The 22,259-nt window shown below is 71.8% G+C and carries 23 protein-coding genes; 7 read left to right on the top strand and 16 right to left on the bottom strand.

The features are described from left to right. Positions 1–35 precede the first annotated feature (35 nt). Positions 36–716 carry an alpha/beta fold hydrolase gene (locus tag AC0699_RS34205; RefSeq protein WP_478668257.1) on the bottom strand — a complete coding sequence of 227 codons (681 nt, stop codon included), beginning with the start codon at positions 714–716 and terminating at the stop codon, positions 36–38. A gap of 292 nt (positions 717–1,008) precedes the next feature. Between AC0699_RS34205 and AC0699_RS34200 the strand changes: the two genes are divergently transcribed. Both AC0699_RS34200 and AC0699_RS34195 read left to right on the top strand, forming a co-directional pair. Next, positions 1,009–2,196, top strand: coding sequence for an adenosine deaminase (locus AC0699_RS34200; RefSeq protein WP_478668198.1), 1,188 nt, complete (start codon positions 1,009–1,011; stop codon positions 2,194–2,196). Between the two features lie 135 nt (positions 2,197–2,331). Next, the gene (locus AC0699_RS34195) at positions 2,332–2,574 is read left to right on the top strand and encodes a hypothetical protein (protein WP_478668195.1); all 243 of its coding nucleotides are present in this window, start codon (positions 2,332–2,334) and stop codon (positions 2,572–2,574) included. Between the two features lie 96 nt (positions 2,575–2,670). On the opposite strand, the gene AC0699_RS34190 is transcribed toward AC0699_RS34195, so the two are convergent. The 5 genes from AC0699_RS34190 to afsQ1 all read right to left on the bottom strand — a co-directional run bounded on the left by AC0699_RS34190 (position 2,671) and on the right by afsQ1 (position 6,497). Beyond that, entirely contained in the window at positions 2,671–2,871 is a 201-nt protein-coding gene (locus tag AC0699_RS34190) for a PspC domain-containing protein (protein ID WP_453668235.1), read from the bottom strand. Positions 2,872–2,962: 91 nt separating this feature from the next. Then, on the bottom strand, positions 2,963–3,529 hold the full coding sequence (locus AC0699_RS34185; protein ID WP_478668189.1) for a VanZ family protein: 567 nt from the start codon (positions 3,527–3,529) through the stop codon (positions 2,963–2,965). 54 nt (positions 3,530–3,583) lie between these two features. After that, positions 3,584–4,288: a hypothetical protein gene (locus AC0699_RS34180; protein WP_478668186.1), complete on the bottom strand. Its 705-nt coding sequence runs from the start codon at positions 4,286–4,288 to the stop codon at positions 3,584–3,586. Beyond that, positions 4,285–5,823 carry an ATP-binding protein gene (locus tag AC0699_RS34175; RefSeq protein ID WP_478668184.1) on the bottom strand — a complete coding sequence of 513 codons (1,539 nt, stop codon included), beginning with the start codon at positions 5,821–5,823 and terminating at the stop codon, positions 4,285–4,287. The genes AC0699_RS34180 and AC0699_RS34175 overlap by 4 nt, the downstream gene beginning before the upstream one ends. Then, positions 5,820–6,497, bottom strand: coding sequence for a two-component system response regulator AfsQ1 (gene afsQ1, locus AC0699_RS34170; RefSeq protein WP_351229557.1), 678 nt, complete (start codon positions 6,495–6,497; stop codon positions 5,820–5,822). The genes AC0699_RS34175 and afsQ1 overlap by 4 nt, the downstream gene beginning before the upstream one ends. A 206-nt stretch (positions 6,498–6,703) precedes the next feature. Here afsQ1 and AC0699_RS34165 point away from each other — a divergent pair, with 206 nt between their 5' ends. Further along, positions 6,704–7,423, top strand: a complete 720-nt coding sequence (locus AC0699_RS34165; RefSeq protein ID WP_478668180.1) for a SigE family RNA polymerase sigma factor — start codon at positions 6,704–6,706, stop codon at positions 7,421–7,423. Positions 7,424–7,663: 240 nt separating this feature from the next. On the opposite strand, the gene AC0699_RS34160 is transcribed toward AC0699_RS34165, so the two are convergent. Continuing rightward, the gene (locus tag AC0699_RS34160; protein ID WP_478668177.1) at positions 7,664–8,371 is read right to left on the bottom strand and encodes a uridine kinase; all 708 of its coding nucleotides are present in this window, start codon (positions 8,369–8,371) and stop codon (positions 7,664–7,666) included. A 53-nt stretch (positions 8,372–8,424) separates the two neighbouring features. Here AC0699_RS34160 and AC0699_RS34155 point away from each other — a divergent pair, with 53 nt between their 5' ends. After that, positions 8,425–8,769, top strand: coding sequence for a hypothetical protein (locus tag AC0699_RS34155; protein ID WP_478668174.1), 345 nt, complete (start codon positions 8,425–8,427; stop codon positions 8,767–8,769). 60 nt (positions 8,770–8,829) lie between these two features. On the opposite strand, the gene AC0699_RS34150 is transcribed toward AC0699_RS34155, so the two are convergent. The 3 genes from AC0699_RS34150 to deoC are packed head-to-tail and all read right to left on the bottom strand — an operon-like array spanning position 8,830 to position 12,142. Beyond that, complete coding sequence (locus AC0699_RS34150) at positions 8,830–9,744, bottom strand: aldehyde dehydrogenase family protein (protein WP_478668171.1); 915 nt, start codon at positions 9,742–9,744, stop codon at positions 8,830–8,832. Beyond that, positions 9,737–11,188 (bottom strand): aldehyde dehydrogenase family protein, encoded by a 1,452-nt coding sequence (locus AC0699_RS34145; RefSeq protein ID WP_478668167.1) that lies wholly within the window; start codon positions 11,186–11,188, stop codon positions 9,737–9,739. Before AC0699_RS34145 ends, AC0699_RS34150 begins: the two co-directional genes overlap by 8 nt. A 6-nt stretch (positions 11,189–11,194) precedes the next feature. After that, positions 11,195–12,142, bottom strand: coding sequence for a deoxyribose-phosphate aldolase (gene deoC / locus AC0699_RS34140; RefSeq protein WP_478668163.1), 948 nt, complete (start codon positions 12,140–12,142; stop codon positions 11,195–11,197). A gap of 99 nt (positions 12,143–12,241) precedes the next feature. On the opposite strand from deoC, the gene AC0699_RS34135 reads away from it, so the two are divergent. Continuing rightward, positions 12,242–12,901 (top strand): PH domain-containing protein, encoded by a 660-nt coding sequence (locus AC0699_RS34135; RefSeq protein WP_478668160.1) that lies wholly within the window; start codon positions 12,242–12,244, stop codon positions 12,899–12,901. Positions 12,902–13,144: 243 nt separating this feature from the next. Here AC0699_RS34135 and AC0699_RS34130 read toward each other — a convergent pair whose 3' ends face one another. The 4 genes from AC0699_RS34130 to AC0699_RS34115 all read right to left on the bottom strand — a co-directional run bounded on the left by AC0699_RS34130 (position 13,145) and on the right by AC0699_RS34115 (position 17,939). Beyond that, entirely contained in the window at positions 13,145–14,341 is a 1,197-nt protein-coding gene (locus AC0699_RS34130) for a hypothetical protein (protein ID WP_478668156.1), read from the bottom strand. 154 nt (positions 14,342–14,495) lie between these two features. Continuing rightward, positions 14,496–16,145: a phospho-sugar mutase gene (locus tag AC0699_RS34125; RefSeq protein ID WP_478668254.1), complete on the bottom strand. Its 1,650-nt coding sequence runs from the start codon at positions 16,143–16,145 to the stop codon at positions 14,496–14,498. A gap of 290 nt (positions 16,146–16,435) precedes the next feature. Continuing rightward, positions 16,436–17,248: a purine-nucleoside phosphorylase gene (locus tag AC0699_RS34120; protein WP_478668153.1), complete on the bottom strand. Its 813-nt coding sequence runs from the start codon at positions 17,246–17,248 to the stop codon at positions 16,436–16,438. 253 nt (positions 17,249–17,501) lie between these two features. Continuing rightward, positions 17,502–17,939, bottom strand: coding sequence for a gamma-glutamylcyclotransferase family protein (locus AC0699_RS34115; protein WP_469772442.1), 438 nt, complete (start codon positions 17,937–17,939; stop codon positions 17,502–17,504). Positions 17,940–18,100: 161 nt separating this feature from the next. On the opposite strand from AC0699_RS34115, the gene AC0699_RS34110 reads away from it, so the two are divergent. Continuing rightward, the gene (locus tag AC0699_RS34110; protein WP_478668148.1) at positions 18,101–19,540 is read left to right on the top strand and encodes an NAD(P)H-quinone dehydrogenase; all 1,440 of its coding nucleotides are present in this window, start codon (positions 18,101–18,103) and stop codon (positions 19,538–19,540) included. 165 nt (positions 19,541–19,705) lie between these two features. Further along, positions 19,706–20,629 (top strand): DeoR/GlpR family DNA-binding transcription regulator, encoded by a 924-nt coding sequence (locus AC0699_RS34105; protein WP_478668146.1) that lies wholly within the window; start codon positions 19,706–19,708, stop codon positions 20,627–20,629. 681 nt (positions 20,630–21,310) lie between these two features. Here AC0699_RS34105 and AC0699_RS34100 read toward each other — a convergent pair. After that, entirely contained in the window at positions 21,311–21,856 is a 546-nt protein-coding gene (locus AC0699_RS34100) for a TetR/AcrR family transcriptional regulator (RefSeq protein WP_478668252.1), read from the bottom strand. Positions 21,857–22,100: 244 nt separating this feature from the next. After that, positions 22,101–22,259: acyl-CoA carboxylase biotin carboxyl carrier protein subunit (locus tag AC0699_RS34095; RefSeq protein WP_478668250.1), on the bottom strand; the 159-nt coding region annotated here is incomplete at its 5' end.

Genomic DNA, 22,259 nt, shown 5'->3' with positions numbered 1-22,259 from the left:
GGCCCGGAGACCCCGGCCCACCGGGCGCGCGGCGCTCAGTGCCGCAGCGCTCTCCCGAAGCCCGCCGCCAGCGGCATCCGCAGACCCAGCGGCGGCGGCGCCGCCAGCGCGTCCGCGACCGGGCGGGCGTACGTGCGGGAGAAGAGCGAGCCGAGGACGAAGTCGGCGGCCAGGGCCAGGACTTCTTCCTGGTACTGGCGCAGGGCGTGGCCGTCCGAATGGACCTCGAAGCGGCATGTGTCACGGTTGGACTTCTTCGCGCGCTCGGCCAGCCGGTACGACAGCTCCGGGTCGGTCCTGGCGTCGTTCGTGCCGTGGACGATCAGGACCTGCCGCCCGACGAGCTGTTTCACCGGTTCGGGTTGCGCCGCGACATCTTCCTCCGGCAGCCAAGGGGCCAGCGCAAGTACGGAGTTGACGGCGCCGTGCCCGGCGGCGTGCAGCGCGGCGCGGCCGCCCATGCCGTGCCCGGCCAGGCACACCGGGACATCGCCGTACCGCCGCACCGCTTCGTCCGCCGCCCAGGACGCGTCGGCCGCGAGGCGCGCGTCCGAGCCGTTCCAGCCGCGTCCGCGGTAGCGCACGACGTGTGCGACGAGACCTTCCCGGCGTCCCGCCCGGGCCAGCGAACGCGCCAGGGGCAGCGCGGCGGCATGCGACACCGTGGACGGGCCGCGGGCCGACTCCGGCTCGCCGTCCGGCAGCAGCAGCACCACGCCGCTCACGGCCCCGCCGTGCCCGCCCGCCGGCCTCACCGCGCGGCCGAGCCTGGCCAGTGCCGTAGGCATCTCCTGCCGCTCCCCTCGCGCCGCGTTCGCCTCCACCCGGGTGCCCGCCGGTCCGGCCGTGCCGGCCGTACGCCCCCACCGCTGGAACAGTGCGTGGTGTGCCATGGCAGAACAGTCTCAGAAGTGCGGGTGTACTCCACCCGTCCGCATGGTCACTGTTACGTATCGACGGGCGGTTCGTGTAGCTGCCCTCTACGCGCGTAGGGATTAGAGTGCGAAAATGACGAGCCAGACCACCCATGTGTCTTCCCGGAGAGCCGCCCCCGGACCCGAGGGGCCGACCGTGGACCAGATCCGCCGTGCCCCGAAGGTGCTCCTCCACGATCACCTCGACGGCGGGCTGCGCCCCGGCACGATCATCGAGCTCGCCCGCGAGACGGGCTACGACGCACTCCCCGAGGCCGAGCCCGACAAGCTCGGCATCTGGTTCCACGAGGCCGCCGACTCCGGCTCGTTGGAGCGATACCTGGAAACGTTCGCGCACACCTGCGCCGTCATGCAGACCCGCGAGGCCCTGAAGCGCGTGGCCGTCGAATGCGCCGAGGACCTCGCCGAGGACGGTGTCGTCTACGCCGAGGTGCGGTACGCGCCTGAGCAGCACCTCGAAGCGGGCCTGACCCTCGAAGAGGTCGTCGAGGCCGTCAACGAGGGCTTCCGCGAAGGCGAGCGCCGGGCCCGCGAGAACGGCCACCGCATCCGCGTCGGCGCCATGCTCACCGCCATGCGGCACGCCGCCCGCGCCCTGGAGATCGCCGAACTCGCCAACCGCTACCGGGACTCGGGCGTCGTCGGCTTCGACATCGCGGGCGCGGAGGCGGGCTTCCCGCCCACCCGCCACCTCGACGCGTTCGAGTTCCTCAAGCGGGAGAACAACCACTTCACCATTCACGCCGGAGAGGCCTTCGGTCTGCCGTCGATCTGGCAGGCCCTCCAGTGGTGCGGCGCCGACCGGCTCGGCCACGGCGTGCGCATCATCGACGACATCGAGGTCGCGGACGACGGCACGGTGAAACTCGGGCGCCTCGCCGCGTACGTACGCGACAAGCGCATCCCCCTGGAGATGTGCCCGACGTCCAATCTGCAGACGGGCGCGGCTTCCTCGTACGAGGAGCACCCCATCGGACTGCTGCGCCGACTGCACTTCCGGACCACCGTCAACACCGACAACCGGCTGATGAGCAACACGAGCATGAGCCGTGAGTTCGAGCTGCTCACCGAGGCGTTCGGCTACACGCTCGACGACATGCAGTGGTTCACGGTCAATGCGATGAAGTCCGCGTTCATTCCTTTCGATGAACGCCTTGCGATGATCAATGACGTGATCAAGCCGGGCTATGCCGAGCTGAAATCCGAATGGCTGTTCCAGCAGACCGCCACAACCAGGGGATCCGCGCCCGACGAGGGGTGAGCAGGGGGCCGCGGAAGTGGCCGGGAGCGTCAACTCCCGGTCCGTTCCCCGGATCCCTGATCGATTGCGGGGCGGAGGGCGCGCTGGCTAGCTTGCTGAGCCGCTCGCATTCCTCTCCCCAAGGAAAAACTCCTGATGAAGCAGTCCGCTGCCAAGTCCCTCGGCGTCGCCGTCCTCGGCGCCGCTTTCGCCGCTGCCGCCGCCGGTACCGCATCCGCCGCGCCGACCCTCCCCGACGTCGGCACCCCGCTGGACGCCCTCGCCGTCGCTCAGCCCGTCGTCGAGCAGCTCACCCAGCAGGGTCCCGGGATGCTGCCCGCGCCGCCTGCGGCCGAACCGGTCACCGGTCTCCTCGGGGGCCTGCCCTTCCCTGTGTGACGCCCGTGCGGGATGCCTGGCAGAAGCGGGACGCCCGACAGAAAGGGGCGCACACCCGGAATCGGGTGTGCGCCCCTCTGCGCTGTTCGCGCGCCGTCACCAGGCGGTCGACGCGGTCTTCTCCTCCGGCAGCAGCAGCCACAGCGCCAGGTAGAGCAGGAACTGCGGGCCGGGCAGCAGACACGACACCAGGAAGATCACGCGCATCGTGGTCGCGGAGGTGCCGAAGCGCCGTGCCAGCGCTGCGCACACTCCGCCGATCATGCGTCCGTCACGGGGGCGGGCAAGTGCGGCCATGGAGGGCTCCTTCACGAGCGTCCTGGGGAGCCGCTCCACCGGGCTCCCGATGACTCCATACTCGCCCGGTGCAACGGGGCAAAGCGTCGCTCTACGGGGCGATCCCGACCCTGGGAATCGTCGGGGTCGGCCCCTGAGGCGCCTCATCCCGGAGCAGGGGTCCCCGCTCCTTCCTGGGACGTGCCGACCTGCCGCCGCGCCTGCGCCGCAGCCGGGCACGGCCCGCGGGGACGACCGCGAGATGGGCCAGCGCCACGCCCGCCGTGTTCAGCAGCAGCGAGTCCACGTCGACGACCCGCCCCGGCACCCCGGTCTGCAGCAGTTCGATGCCGAGCGACAGCAGCGCCCCCGCCGCGACCGTACGGGTCAGCGAGGCCCACGGGGCGACAGCGAGCCGACCGCTCGCCATCGGCAGCAGTATGCCGAGGGGAGCCAGCAGGAGCAGTCCCTCACCGATACGGCGGGCCGCCTGCACCGGGCCCAGCGCCAGATCCGCCCTGATGCCCGCCAGTGGCTCCAGATTCGCAGCCGTCACCCACGGCACATCCAACGGGCGGAGCGTCAGCCACCCCACGAGTGCCAGATGAGCGAGGAGGAGGACGGTCCCCGCCACGCGGAAGTGGATGGCGGCACTGCCGCCCGAACCTTGACGCTGCACGCCCCCCAAGACGCGTTGACCGGCAGCATCGGTTCCGCCGGATCCCCGAGGGTGTCAGGAAGGGCTCGGAGACGGCAGCGGGCCCACCGTCGGCAGCGCCGTGTCCGGGCGTTCCCTGGCAGTCTGGGTACAGCGGTAGCCGTGCGGCGCGTACTCCCCGGGGCCACCAAGGATCACCGACCCGCCCGCGGCCGCGGCCTCGCTCTCCGCGAAGGTGCACACGATCTGCGCCAGCGCCGCCGGTGGCAGATCCTCGGGCTGGCGGCTCAGCCGCAGCGTGCCCTCCGGATCGCTCTCACGCGGCGGTGAGACGGTCAGCGGGCCCCGCACAAGCGTGGTGAACCCGGCCTCCCGCTCGGTCTGCGACGGCTCCTCCAGCAGCTCCCCGAGGAGCGCCTGAGCGACCCGCACCCGGGTCCCGGCCTTCTCCTCGGCGATCGTGACCGTACGGTCCACCGCCTGCAGCGCCGACGCGCACACCAGATACACGCGCACCGGCACCTGCGGCTGCGTCTGGGTGGCCGTCTCCTTGCCGGACAGCGTGCACGGCACCCGCGACGGCGCCGGCCCGGCGTCGACCGGCACCGTGGTCGTCCGGATCCCGCAGCCCGCGGCGGCGGCCGCGACCGTGACCGCACCCACGAGCGCCAGAGCCGCGCGACGGATCCGCGACGCGGCGCGACCCCGGTCGCCTGCCACGACCGGGCCCCCGGCCATGCCCAGGGGCGCCTGGTGCGGCTGCCCGTTCCGTACGGTCACTGCGCGTCGCCCGCCTCTCCCCGCTCGTCGTCCTGCCCCCGGCCGCCCCGGCCGCGAGCGTCCGGGGTGATGTCCGAGGCGTCCCGGGGCAGCCGCAGGACGAACACCGCACCGCCGTCGCCGTCCGTGGAATTCGCCGCCGAGATCCCGCCGCCGTGGATCAGCGCGTTCTCCATCGCGATCGACAGCCCCAGGCCGCTGCCCTCGGACCGCGGCCGCGAGGCGCTCGCCTTGTAGAAGCGGTCGAAGACGTGCGGCAGGACGTCCTCGGGGATACCGGGCCCGTGGTCCCGTACCTCGATGACCAGCTCCTCGCCCTCCATCCGCACGGCCACCCGCACCGGCGAGCCGCCGTGCTTCAGCGCGTTGCCGATGAGGTTCGCGAGTATGACGTCGAGGCGGCGCGGATCGAGGCGGGCCATGATGCCGCGCTCCGCGTCCAGCTCGACCGCGTCCAGCCAGGCCCTGGCGTCGATACAGGCGGTGACCTGGTCGGCGACGTCGACGTCGTCGAGGACGAGCCGCGCCGTACCCGCGTCGAAGCGGGTCACCTCCATCAGGTTCTCCACCAGGTCGTTGAGGCGCCGGGTCTCGCTCACCACCAGCGCCACGGCGGGCGCGATCATCGGGTCGAGGCTCTCCTGCTCGTCCTCCAGGACCTCCGTCACGGCGGTCAGCGCGGTCAGCGGCGTACGCAGCTCGTGCGACATGTCGGCGACGAACCGGCGGCTGGACTCCTCCCGCGCGCGCATGTCCGCGACCTTCTTCTCCAGCGACTCCGCCGCGTTGTTGAAGGTCCGTGACAGCTCGGCCAGCTCATCCGTGCCGGAGACCTGCAGCCGCGTGTCCAGCTGGCCCTCGCCGAGCTGCCGGGCCGCCTGACCCAGGCGCTGCACGGGCTTGAGCACGGTCCTCGCGGCGGCCTGCGCGAGCAGCGCCGAGCCGAGGAGCGCCAGGGCCGTGGCGATTCCCAGCGACCAGGCGAGCGAGTTCAGATCCTGCCGCTCCTGGTCGAGGGACTTGAACATGTACCCCGTCGGCCCGCCGCCCACGACCCTCGTACCGCCCACCAGGTAGGGCGTGTTGCCGCGCGTGGTGCGCACCCAGAACAGATGCTGCCGCTCGCTCACCGCGTCCCGCAGCGACGCCGGTACGTCGTCGAGCGTGAACGTGTCCGGGTCGGACGCCCCGACGATCGGCTTGCCCGCCGCCCGCTCGCCGAGCAGCAGCACGCTGTAGCCGGCGTTGCCGCTCGCCATCTGCTCCGCAGTCGTCTGCAGTTCGCTCTCCGTCGGGCGCGCCGGCAGCGACGCGGCCCGGTTCTGCATCTCCCGCCGGAAGTCGCCGAGCGCCGCGTCCTGCGTACGCGTCAGTACGGCCTCGCGGTTCAGCCAGTACGCGATCCCCGAAGCGGACACGGCGGCGGTCAGCGCGACCATGCCGAACACGACGACAAGCCGCAGTCGGAGGCTGGTCCAGCCAAGTCCGGCGAGTATCACGCGCTTTGCGGCGCTCGTCTTCGCAGCATCACTCACTGAGGAGCGTCCAGTCTGTAGCCCACGCCTCTGACCGTGCGGATCAGCGTCGGCGACGACGGTACGTCCTCCACCTTCGCCCGCAGCCGCTGCACGCACGCGTCCACCAGACGCGAGTCGCCCAGGTAGTCGTGCTCCCACACCAGGCGGAGCAGCTGCTGGCGCGACAGGGCCTGGCCGGGACGGCGGCTCAGTTCCAGCAGGAGACGCAGCTCCGTCGGCGTGAGCTGCAGATCCTCGCCGTTCTTGGTGACCGTCATCGCGGAGCGGTCGATCACCAGCGAGCCGAAGGTCGCCGAGTCCGTGGACTCACGCTCACCCCGCCGCAGCACCGCCCGGATCCGGGCATCCAGCACGCGCCCCTGCACCGGCTTGACGACATAGTCGTCGGCCCCGGACTCCAGGCCGACGACGACGTCGATGTCGTCACTGCGGGCAGTCAGCAGAATGATCGGCAGCTGGTCGGTGCGCCTGATCCGCCGGCACACCTCGAAACCGTCGATGCCGGGCAGCATCACATCCAGCACGATCAGATCCGGCCGCTGCTCACGGAGCAGTTTCAGGCCGTCCTCGCCCGTCGCCGCGGTGGCCACACGGTGGCCCTGGCGTGACAGCGAGAGTTCGAGGGCCGTGCGGATGGCGTCGTCGTCCTCGATCAGCAACAGGAAAGGCACAGAGGTCATTCTGGCCCATGGGGCCCTGGGAGTTCGACAGTCGGTGCCGTCCGGCCCGACTCCTCCCTGTCTCCGCCCCTCTCCCCGCCCCTCTCCCGACCCCTGTGACAGGCCTGTGACAGTCGGCGGACACCGGTGTGAAGTCCCCTCGGCAAGCTCTTGCTGCACAGGGACCGAAGCACACTCCAATCGGCGGGAGGCGCGAGATGAACGCACTGCACAGCACCACCTCAAGCGCAGTTGTCACGCGTCTCCACGACGTCGTGCGGAACACCGAGAAGTCCGGCGCCGTGAACGGGCGGGGGTGCGTTCGCGGCGCCGGGCGTCAGCACAAGCCGTCGTACATGACGGTCGTTGACGCGAAGGCCGAGGGTGAGCACGGCGGACACTCCGAGGCCACGGACGCCGAAGCGGCGTTCACCGCCTACGTGCAGGAGCGCCGCGCCTCGCTGTACGCGACCGCGTACCACCTGACCGGTGACCGGTTCGAGGCGGAGGACCTGCTGCAGAGCGCGCTGTTCTCGACGTACCGGGCCTGGGACCGGATCAGCGACAAGGCGGCGGTCGGCGGCTATCTGCGCCGCACCATGACGAATCTGCACATCAGCGCCTGGCGCCGGCGCAAGATCGACGAGTACCCGACCGAGGAGCTCCCGGAGACGGTGGGCGACACGGACGCGATGCGCGGCACGGAGCTGCGGGCGGTGCTGTGGCAGGCCCTCGCCCGGCTGCCGGAACCCCAGCGCACCATGCTGGTGCTGCGCTACTACGAGGGTCGTACGGATCCGGAGATCGCGGAGATCCTGGACATCAGTGTCGGCACGGTGAAGTCGAGCATCTGGCGGTCGCTCCGCCGGCTGCGTGAGGACGAGGCCCTCAGCTTCGGCTGTGACGAGGAAGAGTCCTTCGGCCAGCTGGTGGCCTGAAGGCGGCGGGGGACCACGGGGGAAACGAGGATCACGGGGGGAACGGGGGATCACGGGGGATCCACGGGGGGATACGAAGCGGGGCCGGACAAGACCGGGGGGATCTTGTCCGGCCCCGCTTCACGTCCGGGTCCGCTTCACGTCTGGGTCCGAGCCCGCGCCCGGGACCGAGAGCCCCGGGGCCGAGAGCCCCGGGGCCGTACCGCCGCCGCGCGGGTGTCCGGCACCCCCGCGTACCCGCTACGCCGCTTCGCTCGTCGCGGGCATCCGGCGGCAGCGGCCCGCCGCCGCGGCCGCGAGCCGGCCGAGCGCCTCGTCCTTGCCGCACGGGTGGGCGCCGAGGGCTGCCTGACGCGCCACGATGCCGCGCTCGGCGCGCATCAGGCGCCAGCCGCGCCGAACCAGGAAGGCAACGGACTTCCGGCCTTCGCGCAGATCACGGAGGAACCGGCGGCGGAAGGTGGTCGAGGGGCGGCCGCGCAGGCACAGTGCGTCGGCGAGCACGCCGAGCTCCTGGCAGCGGCTCACGATGTCGGCGGCGAAGATGCCCTCGGCGACGAACAGCGGGGTGCGGTCGATGTCGAGGGTTTCCCGGCCCCTCCGCGAGCTGGTGGCGATGTCGTACACGGGTACGGTCGTCCGTCCCGTGCGGCACAGCTCCGTGACGGCCGCGACCGCGGCGTCGGCGTCCCAGGAGCCCGGGGAGTCCCAGTCGATGTCCGCGCTGTCCGGGATCAGCGGGAGGGTGGGGTCGTCGCCCTCCTTGTAGAAGTCGTCGAGGCGCAGCACCGGGAGGCCGGAGCGGGCGGCGAGGGACGACTTTCCGGAGCCGGAGGGCCCGGCGAGCAGGACGACGCGCGTCGGCAGGGGTTGGGAACTCACGGGACACCAGTGTGAGGCATTGACCCGTGCAGGGGACCCCCGGGTAGTCCGGTTGGTATCCAGCATCACAGGAGAACTACGCTGCGTGCTCACCCGGTTACTCGTCAGACAGGATTCTCATGGCACGTCACAAATTGCTCAGGGCGGCCGGTCTCACCATCACGGCGGTGGGCGCGGCACTCGGCGGTGGTGCCGGCGCGGCCCAGGCGGCGTCGGTGGGCGACGTCGAACCGGCGGCGTCCGCGCAGGCCCTGGCGGACACGGTCGGCTACGTGAGCGCGCCGGTCCAGCACATTCCGCTGAATCCGCTCGCGAACACGGGGGTGGATCCGCTGAACAACGGCGTCGGCACCCAGGTCGCCGACCTCCAGCCGGTCGACTCCCGGTCACTCACCGGCTCTCTGGCGACCGCACAGGACGTCCCGGCCGCGGGGCCGTTGCTGGGCGGCGTCATCCCGGGGTGAGCGGGCCCACCACATGGCGACGGGCCCGCGGGGAGCTCCCCGCGGGCCCGTCGGCGCACATCAGTACGCGGAGCCGGACGCGCCCAGCGAACCCGTCGGGTGCCAGACCGTCTTCGTCTCCAGGAACGCGGTCATCCGGTGCGTGCCCGGGTCCGCCGACCAGTCCTCGGCACGGGGACGCAGCACCCGCTTGAGGTTGTCCGCGGCCGCGACCTCCAGCTCCTTGGCGAGCTGCTCGTCGGCGCCCGTCAGGTCGATCGCGTTGACGTCCTGGTGGGCGGCGAGCGGAGCCGCGATCTCGGCAGTGCGGCCGGAGAGGACGTTGACGACGCCGCCGGGGAGGTCGGACGTGGCCAGGACCTCGCCGAGCGACAGCGCGGGCAGCGGGGCCTTCTCACTGGCGATCAGCACGACCGTGTTGCCGGTGGCGATCGCCGGGGCGATCACGGAGACCAGGCCGAGGAACGACGACTCCTGCGGGGCCAAAACCGTGACCACACCGGTCGGTTCGGGCGTGGACAGGTTGAAGAACGGGCCCGCGACCGGGTTCGCCCCGCCCACGATCTGGCCGATCTTGTCGGTCCAGCCCGCGTACCAGACCCAGCGGTCGATCGCGGCGTCGACGACCGCACCGGCCTTGGACTTGGACAGCCCTTCCGCGTCGGCGACCTCGCGGACGAACTGGTCCCTGCGGCCCTCCAGCATCTCGGCGATGCGGTAGAGGATCTGGCCGCGGTTGTACGCCGTCGCACCCGACCAGGCGCCGAACGCCTTGCGGGCCGCGACGACCGCGTCACGGGCGTCCTTGCGGGACGACAGCGGGGCGTTGGCCAGCCACTTGCCCTTGCCCGCCGCGTCAGCGGCCGATGTTGCAGCGGTCACCTCGTACACCCGTCCGCTCTCGCTGCGGGGGAACTTGCCCCCGACGAACAGCTTGTAGGTCTTGAAGACACTGAGGCGCGAAACATCAGACATCGAGGTAGGCCTCCAGACCGTGGCGGCCGCCCTCGCGGCCGAAGCCCGACTCCTTGTAGCCGCCGAACGGCGAGGTCGGGTCGAACTTGTTGAAGGTGTTGGCCCACACCACACCGGCGCGGAGCTTGTTCGCCACCGCGAGGATGCGGGAGCCCTTCTCCGTCCAGATGCCCGCCGACAGGCCGTACTGGCTGTTGTTGGCCTTGGCGACGGCCTCGTCCGGCGTACGGAACGTCAGCACCGACAGCACCGGGCCGAAGATCTCGTCGCGGGCGATGGTGTGTGCCTGCGTGACGTTCGTGAACAGCGTCGGGGCGAACCAGTAGCCGGAGGAAGGCAGCTCGCACGGTGCGGACCAGCGCTCGGCGCCCTCGGCCTCGCCGGTCTCGGCGAGGGCGGTGATGCGGGCCAGCTGCTCGGCCGAGTTGATCGCACCGATGTCGGTGTTCTTGTCCAGCGGGTCGCCGAGGCGCAGGGTCGACAGCCGGCGCTTGAGCGAGTCGAGCAGCTCGTCCTGGATCGACTCCTGGACCAGCAGACGCGAACCGGCGCAGCAGACCTGGCCCTGGTTGAAGAAGATGCCGCCGACGATGCCCTCGACGGCCTGGTCGATGGGGGCGTCGTCGAAGACGATGTTGGCGCCCTTGCCGCCCAGCTCCAGGGTGAGCTTCTTGTCCGTACCGGCGATCTCGCGGGCGATGGCCTTGCCGACAGCGGTGGAGCCGGTGAACGCCACCTTGTTGACGTCCGGGTGCGCGACGAGCGCGGCGCCCGTGTCGCCGTAACCGGGAAGGATGTTGACGACACCCTTCGGCAGCCCGGCCTGGCGGCAGATGTCCGCGAAGAACAGGGCGGAGAGCGGGGTCGTCTCGGCGGGCTTCAGCACCACCGTGTTGCCGGTGGCGAGCGCCGGGGCGATCTTCCACGCCAGCATCAGGAGGGGGAAGTTCCAGGGAATGACCTGCCCCGCCACGCCGAGAGGGCGCGGGTTCGCGCCGTATCCGGCGTGGTCGAGCTTGTCCGCCCAGCCCGCGTAGTAGAAGAAGTGCGCCGCGACCAGGGGGAGGTCCGAGTCGCGGGTCTCCTTGATCGGCTTTCCGTTGTCCAGGGTCTCCAGGACGGCCAGTTCGCGCGAGCGCTCCTGGATGATCCGGGCGATCCGGAAGAGGTACTTGGCACGCTCGGAGCCCGGCAGCGCGGACCACTTCTCGAAGGCCTTGCGAGCGGCCTTCACGGCACGGTCGACATCCTCGGCGCCGGCCTGGGCGACCTCGGAGAGAACCTCCTCGGTGGACGGGGAGACCGTCTTGAAGACCTTGCCGTCGGCGGCGTCGGTGAACTCACCGTCGATGAAGAGGCCGTACGACGCGGCGATGTCGACGACCGACCGCGACTCGGGAGCCGGTGCGTACTCGAATGCAGATGTCTGCTTGTCCAGGGTCATGGGGTCTCAGTCCACCGTCACGTAGTCGGGGCCGGAGTAGCGGCCGGTCGCCAGCTTCTGGCGCTGCATCAGCAGGTCGTTCAGCAGGCTGGACGCGCCGAAGCGGAACCAGTGGTTGTCCAGCCAGTCCGCGCCCGCGGTCTCGTTGACCAGCACCAGGAACTTGATGGCGTCCTTGCTGGTGCGAATGCCGCCGGCGGGCTTCACGCCCACCTGTACTCCAGTCTGCGCCCGGAAGTCGCGGACGGCTTCGAGCATGAGCAGGGTGTTCGCCGGGGTGGCGTTGACCGCGACCTTTCCGGTCGAGGTCTTGATGAAGTCGGCCCCGGCGATCATGCCGAGCCAGGAAGCGCGGCGGATGTTGTCGTACGTGGAGAGCTCGCCGGTCTCGAAGATGACCTTCAGGCGGGCCGCGCCCGAGGCCTCCTTCACGGCGCGGATCTCCTCGAACACCTTCAGGTACTTGCCGGCGAGGAAGGCGCCGCGGTCGATCACCATGTCGATCTCGTCCGCGCCCGCGGCGACGGCGTCACGGGTGTCCGCGAGCTTCACGTCGAGGGCGGCGCGGCCGGCCGGGAAGGCGGTGGCGACGGAGGCGACCTTGACGTCGGCTCCGCCCAGGGCGGCCTTCGCGGTGGCCACCATGTCGGGGTAGACACAGACGGCAGCCGTCCGCGGGGACGTACGGTCGGTCGGGTCGGGATTGACGGCCTTGGCGGCGAGCGCCCGGACCTTGCCCGGGGTGTCCGCGCCTTCCAGCGTCGTCAGGTCGATCATCGAGATGGCCAGGTCGATGGCGTACGCCTTGGCCGTCGTCTTGATCGAGCGGGTGCCGAGAGACGCGGCGCGCGCTTCCAGGCCGACAGTGTCGACCCCGGGCAGCCCGTGCAGGAAGCGGCGCAGTGCGCTGTCGGACGTGGTCACGTCAGCGAATGCAGGTGCAATGGTGGGCATGGTCACCAGGCGAGCATATCTACGCGCGTAGCAACCTGTACAGAGGGCCCCCGGGACTCGTCATTCGGTGCGCCGGGCGCATGGGGCAGAATCGGGAGCATGACGAGCCCCCAGCAGCCGCCCTCCGAGCCGGCCTACGCCGACCGTGTCTACCGTTCGCCCATGGCGCTCGTGGGCGGCGTGCTGCTGCTCGCGCTCGCCGTCTGGATCGGCGGCGACGCGGTGATCCGGGGCGAGGGGCGCACGCGCTGGCTCGGTCTGACGGGTCTGCTGGTGCTGGTGCCGATGATCGTCGCGTTCACCCTGCGGCCCGCCGTGTTCGCGAGCGAGGACAGGCTCCGGATCAGGAACCCGTTCCGCACGATCACCCTGCCCTGGGCGTCCGTCGCGGATGTGCGCGCCGGGTACTCCAGCGAGGTCACCACGCAGGAGGGCGCGAAGTACCAGCTGTGGTCCGTGCCGGTCTCGCTGCGGCAGCGCAAGCAGGCCGCCCGCCGGCAGGCGCTGGCGGCCCGGGGTGACCGTGGTCGCCGCGCGCCCGTGAACGCCGCGGTCGACCCCGCCGTCGACACCGGCGCCGGCGCCGCGCCCTGGCAGGCGCCCGCCGACCGGACGATCGCCGAACTGCGCGAGCTGGCCGAGCACGGCGCCACGCGTCCGAGCGCCAAGGGCGAGCCGCAGGTGCGCTGGGCGTACGAGATCCTCGGCCCGGCCGTCGTGGGTGCGGTGGCTTTCGCGGTACTGCTCGCCGTCGCGTGAGCCGCTTTGCCCGGCCGTGTCGGGTGAACCGCCGTGCGTGCGTTGCGTGAACCGCCCCGCGCGTCGTGTGAACCGAACCGATGTGCCTGCTGTCGTGTGGACCGGGGCGCTGCGCCGGCCGTCATGTGAACCGAACCGGTTTGCCTGCCGTCGTGTGAGCCGGACCGCTTCGCCGACAGCGTGAGGCCGGACACGGGAACCCAGCCACCTCAGCCGGTTTCCGACACCCGCGCTCACCGTGCCTTACGGCGGCCCCTTCCACACCAGCAGCATGTACGCCCCGAACCACGCCGACGACAGCGCCGCCCCGCCCAGCACCAGCAGCACCACCGGTCGCCGCGCCCGTCCCACCGCCGCCGCGATCGGCAGCAACAGCGGGAAGGCGGGCATGAGGAACCTGGCGCGCGGGAAGTAGACGCCGCCACTGCCGAGGACGACGAGCAACATCACGCCCGTGAAGACGAGCAGCACCAGCGGCTGCCGGTCCGTCAGGCACAGCAGATACAGCCCGGTGGACACGATCAGCACCAGCGACACGACCACCATCAGCAGCTGCGGGGTGGCGTCGTACACGACGTTCTTCCGGATCTCGGCCAGGGTGACCGTCCCGCCGTCCCACTCGTTGCGCCACAGCTTCTGTACGGCGAAGTAGCCGTCCCAGCGTCCGACCCGCAGGCCCACCCAGGCGACGTAACCGCCCCACCCCAGCGGCGCGATCAGCGCGCCCGCGAGCGCCCGGCGGTCCCGGGTCCGTACGAAGGCCACCAGCCCGGCCACCGCGACCGCCGCCGCGATCGCGACGCCCGTCGGCCGGGTCAGACCGGCCAGCGCCGCCAGCGGGCCCGCCCACAGCCAGCGGCCGCTGAGCGCCGCGTACAGCGACCACGCCGCGAGCGCCGTGAACAGCGACTCGGTGTAGCCCATCCACTGGACGATCGCGACGGGCAGCGCGCCCCACAGAACGGTGAGCACGGTTCCCGTACGCCGCCCGTGCAGCCGGTCGCCGACCGCGAAGACGCCCCACGCGGCGACCAGCGACGAGACCATCGCGGTCACGAGCGCGACGGAGGCACGGCTGCCCGGTGTCACCCCCGCGACGGCCTTCACCAGCACCGGATACAGCGGGAAGAACGCCAGATTGTTCGCGTCGAACGCGGTACCGAGCTCGTGCGCGTACCCGTGGTCGGCGATCCCCAGATACCAGTTGGAGTCCCATGACGTGGCCAGCGCCGGCCAGACGCCGTGCCCCTTGAGATGCGTCCACCGGGCGAGCACGAGCAGCCCGGTCAGCCGTACCGCCAGATAGCCGACCAGCGCCGGCGCGGCTCGGCCCAGCGCTTGGAACAGCCGGCGATCCGCTCCTGGTACGCCGCCGCCTCCCGGGACGGGTGGCCGACGGGAGGCGGGGACAGCGGGTCGGTGTGTGGCGGTCGGGGGCACTGCGGCAGCTCCAGTGACTCGGGATGCGCTACCGGGTCACCTTGGCCCGTGGCTCCGCCGGGGGCACGGGCCGCTGCGTCAACTGCCGTACGGGAATCACCCGTACAGGGATCGGCGCGCCGGGCCCGTACCACCGTTGCGACGGGCCGTGCCGTCAGATGCCTGCCGCCTCCGCCAGGTCGCGCTTGACCGCCGCGAGAACGTCCGCGGCCCGGACCCGGGCAGCCGCCAGCTCGCTCGCTTCGGCGACCGGGACCACGACCTCCAGGTAGCACTTGAGCTTGGGCTCCGTGCCGCTCGGGCGGACGATGACGCGCGCCTTGTACTCGCCCTCCAGGTAGTACCGCAGACCGTCCGTCGGCGGCAGCTGCTCGCTGCCCTTCGTCAGGTCCTCCGCCGAGACGACCTGCAGCCCGGCCAGCAGGACGGGCGGCTGCTCGCGCAGCCGGCGCATCGCGTCCGCGATGATGCTCAGGTCCTCCACGCGCGCCGACAGCTGGTCGGTGGCGTGCAGCCCGTGCTCGATCGCGAGATCGTCCAGCAGGTCCGAGAGCGTACGGCCGTGCTCCTTGAGCTCCGAGGCCAGCTCGGCGACGAGCAGCGCCGCGGTGATGCCGTCCTTGTCGCGTACGCCGCCGGGATCGACGCAGTAGCCGAGCGCCTCCTCGTACCCGTACCGCAGGCCCTCGACGCGCGCGATCCACTTGAAGCCGGTCAGCGTCTCCTCGTAACCGAGCCCGGCGGCCGCCGCGATACGCCCGAGCAGCGACGACGACACGATCGACTCGGCGAACGTGCCCCGTGCCCCCTTGTGCACGAGATGCGCGGCGAGCAACGCGCCGACCTCGTCACCGCGCAGCATCCGCCAGCCCCCGGCGACGCCGTCGTCCGGTACGGCGACGGCGCAGCGGTCCGCGTCCGGGTCATTGGCGATGACGATGTCCGGCTGGGCCTCGCGGGCCGTCGCGAAGGCGAGGTCCATCGCGCCCGGCTCCTCCGGGTTGGGGAAGGCGACCGTCGGGAACGCCGGATCGGGCTCGGCCTGCTCCTCGACGAGCACCGGCGCGGGGAAACCGGCCCGCTCCCACGCCGCCAGCACCACGTCCTTGCCGACGCCGTGCATGGCCGTGTAGACGACGCGGGCGGTCCGGGGGGAGCGGGGGCTCAGGACGGCGTCCGTACGCTCCAGATAGGCCTGCAGAACCTCGTCCCCGAGGGTCTCCCAGCCGTCGCCCGGGCGCGGTACGTCGTGCAGGCTGCCCACCGCCTCGATCTGCGCGGCGATCTCGCCGTCGGCCGGCGGCACGATCTGCGAGCCGTCGCCGAGGTAGACCTTGTAGCCGTTGTCGCGCGGCGGGTTGTGGCTGGCGGTGACCTCGACGCCGGCGACGGCGCCCAGGTGCCGTATGGCGTACGCGAGGACGGGGGTCGGCAGCGGGCGCGGCAGCACGGCGGCGCGCAGGCCGGCGCCGGTCATGACGGCGGCGGTGTCGTGGGCGAAGTCCGCGGACTTGTAGCGGGCGTCGTAGCCGATGACGACGAGGCCGCCGGTGTGGCCCTGGGCCTTCAGGTACGCCGCGAGTCCCGCGGCGGCGCGGATGACCACGACGCGGTTCATCCGCATCGGCCCGGCGCCGAGCTCCCCGCGCAGCCCGGCCGTCCCGAACTGCAGCGTTCCGGCGAACCGGGCGGCCAGCTCTTCGGTGTCCTGAGCCTCGATGAGCTTGCTCAGCTCGTCCCGGGTCTCCGCATCGGGGTCCTCGGCCAGCCAAGCCTGGGCCCGCGCGATCAGGTCCTGCGCCACGGTGTGCCTCTCTGATGTCGTTGTGAGCGTCATGGGCGCCATGAGGGTCATGAGCATCTGCGTGCTCGGTTACGCCTACCCCCGTTCCGGGCCCGGGGTGCGTGCCGGCCCGCGGGCCGGTGGGCGCAAGCCACCGGGCACGGCAACGAGCTGCCGCCGGGGCGGGGCGCAGGCCCGGTTCCGGGAAGGGGCGGGGTGGGGGACACCACCGGCCGCCTCATGCGCCCCGCGCCGCGGGGTTCCGGGGCGTCAGCCCCTGACCATGAGATCCGCTGGATCCGCTGGATCCGCTAGATCCGCGCCAGCACCTGGGTCAGCAGTTCACCCATCCGCGCCGCCGAGTCGCGCCCCGCCTGGAGCACTTCCTCGTGGTTCAGGGGCTCGCCCGACAGACCCGCGGCCAGATTGGTGACGAGGGAGATGCCCAGCACCTCGGCACCAGCCTCGCGGGCGGCGATCGCCTCGAGGACCGTGGACATGCCGACCAGGTCGCCACCCATCACACGGACCATGTTGATCTCGGCCGGAGTCTCGTAGTGCGGGCCGGGGAACTGGACGTATACGCCCTCCTCCAGCGACGCGTCGATCTCCTTGCACAGGGACCGCAGTCGCGGCGAGTACAGATCGGTCAGGTCCACGAAGTTCGCGCCGATGATCGGGGACGCCGCGGTCAGGTTGATGTGGTCGCTGATCAGGACCGGCTGGCCCGGGCGCATGCCCTCGCGCAGGCCGCCGCAGCCGTTGGTGAGGACGACGGTCTTGCAGCCCGCGGCGACGGCGGTGCGCACACCGTGCGCGACGGCGGCGACGCCGCGGCCCTCGTAGTAGTGCGTACGGCCGAGGAAGACGAGCGCGCGCTTCTCGCCGATCTTGTACGAGCGGATCTTGCCGCCGTGGCCCTCGACGGCCGGCGGCGGGAAGCCGGGCAGCTCGGTGACCGGGAACTCGGCCTCGGGCGCACCGAGGGCGTCGACGGCCGGCGCCCAGCCGGAGCCCATCACCAGGGCGACGTCGTGGGTCTCGGCGCCCGTGAGCTCGCGCAGGCGTGCGGCGGCGTCGGTGGCCGCGGCGTGGGGGTCCGGGTGGGTAACAGAAACGTTCACAAGAAGAGGGTAGCCCGAGAAGCCCTACGCGCGTAGATGACGATGCTCACGACTCCGTGACCCTTCCCTCGTCGTAAAGCACAAGAGCGACGCACGGGACCGACAGAGGGAGCGACGCACGGGACCGACAGAGGAGAGCGACGCACGGGAGAGAGCGACCCACAGGAGCGCGCCCCGCGAGACCGACGCGGGAGAGCGGCGGCGGCACCGGAGCGATGCGCAGGAGTGGCGCGGGGGAGTCCGCGCACTGGCGTCAGCAGGGACGCTTGCGCAGCTCCATCACATAGTCGTGCGGCGCCCCCGCCGACTCGGCCGCGTCGGCCAGCTCACCCAGATAGCGGGCCGAGGGCAGCCCGCCCTCGTATCCGTTCAGTACGTACACCCAGGCGGGCTCCTCGCCGTCCAGGGTGTGCACCCGTACGCGCATCCGCCGGTAGATGTCCAGCCCGACACCCTCCCAGCGGTCCATGGAGTCCTCGTCCAGCGGGGCGATGTCGTACAGCGCGACAAAGACCTGGGAACGCGGGGCCTCCACGATCGTGGCCAGCGCGCCTTCCCAGCCCATCTGCTCGCCGCCGAACGTCAGCCGCCAGCCGTTGAGCCAGCCCGTGCTGCGCAGCGGGGAATGCGGAGCGCGGCGGGTCATCAGCCGCGCGTCGAGGTTGCCGGCGTACGCGGCGTAGAGCGACATGGGATCGAGGGTACGGGAGGGGGAGCGGTGACCGCCCGTCCCGATCCGCGGGCCTGCGTCACAGGCAGGTACGAAGGCCCCGGCGCGAAGCAGGTTGAAGCGTGCGGGACAATGGGTGCGACGGACCACCCGGCAGAGCGAGAGCGCGAGGCGTAACCCCAGTGACCCGGATCGTGATCATCGGTGGCGGACCCGGCGGATACGAGGCGGCCCTGGTGGGCGCCCAGCTCGGCGCGGAGGTGACCGTCGTCGACTGCGACGGCCTCGGCGGAGCGTCCGTACTCACCGACTGCGTACCCTCGAAGACCCTGATCGCCACGGCCGAGGTGATGACGAACTTCGACTCCTCGCACGAGGAGCTGGGCATCATCGTCGCGGACGACACCCCGCACGTCGAGCAGGCCGCCCGGATCGTCGGCGTGGACCTCGGCAAGGTCAACCGACGCGTGAAGCGGCTCGCGCTCGCGCAGTCCCACGACATCACGGCTTCGGTCACCCGGGCCGGCGCCCGCGTCCTGCGCGGCCGCGGCCGGCTCCAGGGCCGGCAGGCCATGGACGGCTCCCGCCAGGTCGTCGTCACCGCCGCGGACGGCACCGAGGAGACCCTCACCGCCGACGCCGTACTGATCGCGACCGGCGGTCACCCGCGCGAGATCCCCGACGCGCAGCCCGACGGCGAGCGCATCCTGAACTGGACCCAGGTGTACGACCTCAATGAGCTCCCCGAAGAGCTGATCGTGGTCGGCTCCGGTGTCACCGGAGCCGAGTTCGCCGGCGCGTACCAGGCGCTGGGCTCCCGGGTCACCCTCGTCTCCTCCCGCGACCGCGTGCTCCCGGGTGAGGACCCCGACGCCGCCGCGGTCCTGGAGGACGTGTTCCGGCGCCGCGGCATGAACGTCATGGCCCGCTCCCGCGCCCAGTCCGCGAAGCGCGTGGGCGACCGCGTCGAGGTCACTCTGGCGGACGGCCGGGTCATCTCCGGTACGCACTGCCTGATGGCCGTCGGTGCGGTCCCCAACTCCGCGGGCATGGGCCTCGAGGAGGCCGGCGTCCGCCTCAAGGAATCCGGCCACATCTGGACCGACAAGGTGTCCCGCACCTCGGCGCCCGGGGTGTACGCGGCCGGCGACGTCACCGGTGTCTTCGCCCTCGCCTCCGTGGCGGCGATGCAGGGACGTATCGCCATGTACCACTTCCTGGGCGACGCGGTGGCCCCGCTGAACCTGAAGACGGTTTCCTCGAACGTCTTCACCGACCCCGAGATCGCGACCGTCGGCTACACCCAGGCGGACGTCGACGGCGGCGTCATCGACGCCCGGGTCGTCAAGCTGCCGCTGCTGCGCAACCCGCGCGCCAAGATGCAGGGCATCCGGGACGGCTTCGTGAAGATCTTCTGCCGCCCCGGCACCGGCATCGTGGTCGGTGGAGTGGTCGTCTCGCCGCGCGCATCGGAACTGATCCACCCCATCTCGATCGCGGTCGACAACAACCTGACGGTCGAGCAGATCGCAAAGGCTTTCACCGTGTACCCGTCGCTGTCGGGCTCGATCGCGGAAGTCGCACGTCAGCTGCACACGCGCAAGGCGGCGGGCGAGGCGTAACGCCTGCGGGGGCGGTCGCGGCCGGCGGCCGGCCGGGGCAATCCCGGCAACCCGGGAGGTTCGCGGGAGGTCTCCATACCACTTTCGGGACCTCTCCGTGCGCAACTTCCCTTATTCGGCGCAAAGTGCTGAAAGGTATCGGCTGCTGGGGTTACTGTCAGTTTCGTGTTCGCTGCAGAACGTCGTCAATTGATCCTCGAAATGGTGCGTGCCAACGGGGCCGTGTCGCTCCGTGAGCTCGCCCGTGTCGTCCAGACCTCCGAAGTAACCGTACGGCGGGACGTGCGGGCACTGGAGGCAGAAGGACTCCTCGACCGCCGGCATGGCGGTGCGGTACTGCCGGGCGGGTTCACGCGAGAGTCCGGCTTCCCGCAGAAATCCCATCTCGCGACCGCGGAGAAGACGGCCATCGCCGACGCAGCCGCGAGCCTGGTCGAAGAGGGCGAGGCCATCGTGGTCGGCGCGGGGACGACCACGCAGGAGCTGGCCCGCCGGCTCGCGCGGGTACCCGGGCTGACCGTGGTCACCAACTCCCTGCTGGTGGCCCAGGCGTTGGCACACGCCAACCGCGTCGAGGTCGTCATGACCGGCGGCACGCTGCGTGGCTCGAACTATGCGCTCGTCGGCAGCGGGGCCGAGCAGTCGCTGCAGGGCCTGCGGGTCTCCCGCGCCTTCCTCTCCGGCAGCGGGCTGACCGCGGAGCGCGGGCTGTCCACGTCCAACATGCTGTCGGCGAGCGTGGACCGCGCGCTGGTCCAGGCGGCGGCGGAGGTCGTGGTGCTGGCCGACCATACGAAGCTGGGCACCGACACGATGTTCCAGACGGTGCCCACGGACGTGATCACCCGTCTGGTGACCGATGAGCCGCCGCCGCACGACGACCGCGCACTGACGGAGCTCCAGGCCCTGGCGGACCAGGGCGTCCAGGTCGCGGTGGCCGGAACGCCCGTCGACACGGGCCGCCCCCGCCGCGAGGTCCCCCTCCCGGGCCAGCGCCGCACCCACCCGGGCCCGTCCCTCCGCCCGGCCGCGGCCCTGGCGGCGGACCAGCCCGACCGCCCCCGCGTGGCGGACCTCCGCCGCCGCTGACCCGCGGCCCGCGGGGTCTGTGCCCCCGGACCGGACCCGAGACGGACCTCCCCCACGGTCCGCACCCGGCATCCAAGCCGGACCGGGCCGAACCGGGACCCACCGCCCACGGCCCGCACCCGGCGAGGGGCCAAGGGCGGGGCCGAGACGGTCCCACCACCCTCCAACCTGCACCCGGCATCCGAGCCGGACCGGGCCGAACCGGGACCCACCACCCACGGCCCGCACCCGGCGAGTGCCAAGGGTGGGGCCGGTACGGACCCACCACACCACTCACCACCCGCACCCGGCGAGGGGCCCAGGGCCGAACCGGAACCCACCACCCACGACCCGCAGTCGGCGGACGGCCCCGGGGTGGGGCCGTGCAGGGTCGGCCCCGCAGGGACCGGCGGAAGTACCGGGTGATCCCGCGGTATCGGCGCCCCGCCGGTCCCGAGGAGTCGAGCCCGGAGGGGCCCCGCACCGCCACCCACCGGCGCACCCCGAGCCCGTCCGGCGTTTGAGGACGGACACACCGGCCGCGCCCACGGCACCGGGCACACCGGACGCCGTCACAGCACCGGGCACCCGGACCGCACCGGCCACCCGGACCGCACCGGCCACCCGGACCGCACCGCGCAACCCCGACACCGCGCAACCCCGACAACGCGCCACGCCGACAACGCGCCACCCCCGGAGGGGCTACGCCTTCAGCCCCCGCAACGTCAGCATCAGCAAGCGGTCCGCGAGTTCCGGGTCGTCCGGATCCTGCTCCGCGGCCAGCGCGATCGCGTTCGTCAGCTGCATGAGGTCATCGATCGAGACATCGTCCCGCACGGCCCCGGCAGCCTGCGCGCGCGACAGCAGACGGGCCCCCGCCTCCCGTAGCGGCACGCTGCACTGCGACAGCGCCGAACTCGCGTCGTGCGACGCCGACATGAGCGCTCTCGCGACGCCGCGATACTCACCCGCATGAGTGACGATGGCACGCAGCCACTCCACAAGCGCCCCGCACGGCTGCTCCGCCGAAGCCAGTTCCCTCGACCGCTCCAGCAGCGTCTCGAGCGCCTCCTGGAAGACCGCGTTCATCAGGGCGTGCCGGTTCGGGAAGTGCCGGTACAGCGTCCCGATCCCCACTCCCGCCCGCCGCGCGACGTCCTCGAGCGACGCGTCCGTGCCGTGCTCGGCGAACGCCGCACGCGCCTCGACGAGCAGCCGCTCGTAGTTGCGGCGCGCATCGGCCCGCATCGGCCGTGCCGCGCCGGCTGCCGCGCCGACCGCCGCGCTCGCTCCCGTACCGGCTCCCGTATCGGATGCCGTACCCGCTGCCGCACCAGCCGCCGTACCCGTCGTCATGGCATCCAGCATGCCATCGGTGGTCCGGAGGACTCCTCCGTACGCACGTGGGGCCCGCCGGGCGATACCGGCGGGCCCCACACGCACATGTACGTACCTCAGTACGTCACTGCGTCACTGCGTCTGCGTCACGACGTCAGTCCTTGATCTCGCAGATCACCGCGCCGGACGTCAGCGACGCACCCACCTCCGCGTTGAGCCCCTTGACGGTGCCGGAGCGGTGCGCGTTGAGCGGTTGCTCCATCTTCATCGCTTCGAGGACGACGACGAGGTCGCCCTCGTTGACCTGCTGGCC

This window comes from Streptomyces sp. NPDC043870 (assembly GCF_056435785.1).
The sequence above is the reverse complement of the archived record's forward strand: the minus strand, read 5'-3'. Positions and strand labels throughout refer to the sequence as shown.

What these genes read in the sequence shown, in the direction of transcription:
- AC0699_RS34200 (WP_478668198.1), top strand. Translation starts at nt 1,009, where the DNA reads ATGACGAGCCAGACCACCCATGTGTCTTCCCGGAGAGCCGCCCCCGGA.
- AC0699_RS34160 (WP_478668177.1), bottom strand. Translation starts at nt 8,371, where the DNA reads ATGCTGGATACCAACCGGACTACCCGGGGGTCCCCTGCACGGGTCAAT.
- AC0699_RS34195 (WP_478668195.1), top strand. Translation starts at nt 2,332, where the DNA reads ATGAAGCAGTCCGCTGCCAAGTCCCTCGGCGTCGCCGTCCTCGGCGCC.
- AC0699_RS34145 (WP_478668167.1), bottom strand. Translation starts at nt 11,188, where the DNA reads ATGACCCTGGACAAGCAGACATCTGCATTCGAGTACGCACCGGCTCCC.
- AC0699_RS34165 (WP_478668180.1), top strand. Translation starts at nt 6,704, where the DNA reads ATGAACGCACTGCACAGCACCACCTCAAGCGCAGTTGTCACGCGTCTC.
- AC0699_RS34155 (WP_478668174.1), top strand. Translation starts at nt 8,425, where the DNA reads ATGGCACGTCACAAATTGCTCAGGGCGGCCGGTCTCACCATCACGGCG.
- AC0699_RS34100 (WP_478668252.1), bottom strand. Translation starts at nt 21,856, where the DNA reads ATGCGGGCCGATGCGCGCCGCAACTACGAGCGGCTGCTCGTCGAGGCG.
- AC0699_RS34115 (WP_469772442.1), bottom strand. Translation starts at nt 17,939, where the DNA reads ATGTCGCTCTACGCCGCGTACGCCGGCAACCTCGACGCGCGGCTGATG.
- deoC (WP_478668163.1), bottom strand. Translation starts at nt 12,142, where the DNA reads ATGCCCACCATTGCACCTGCATTCGCTGACGTGACCACGTCCGACAGC.
- AC0699_RS34135 (WP_478668160.1), top strand. Translation starts at nt 12,242, where the DNA reads ATGACGAGCCCCCAGCAGCCGCCCTCCGAGCCGGCCTACGCCGACCGT.
- AC0699_RS34150 (WP_478668171.1), bottom strand. Translation starts at nt 9,744, where the DNA reads ATGTCTGATGTTTCGCGCCTCAGTGTCTTCAAGACCTACAAGCTGTTC.
- AC0699_RS34190 (WP_453668235.1), bottom strand. Translation starts at nt 2,871, where the DNA reads ATGGCCGCACTTGCCCGCCCCCGTGACGGACGCATGATCGGCGGAGTG.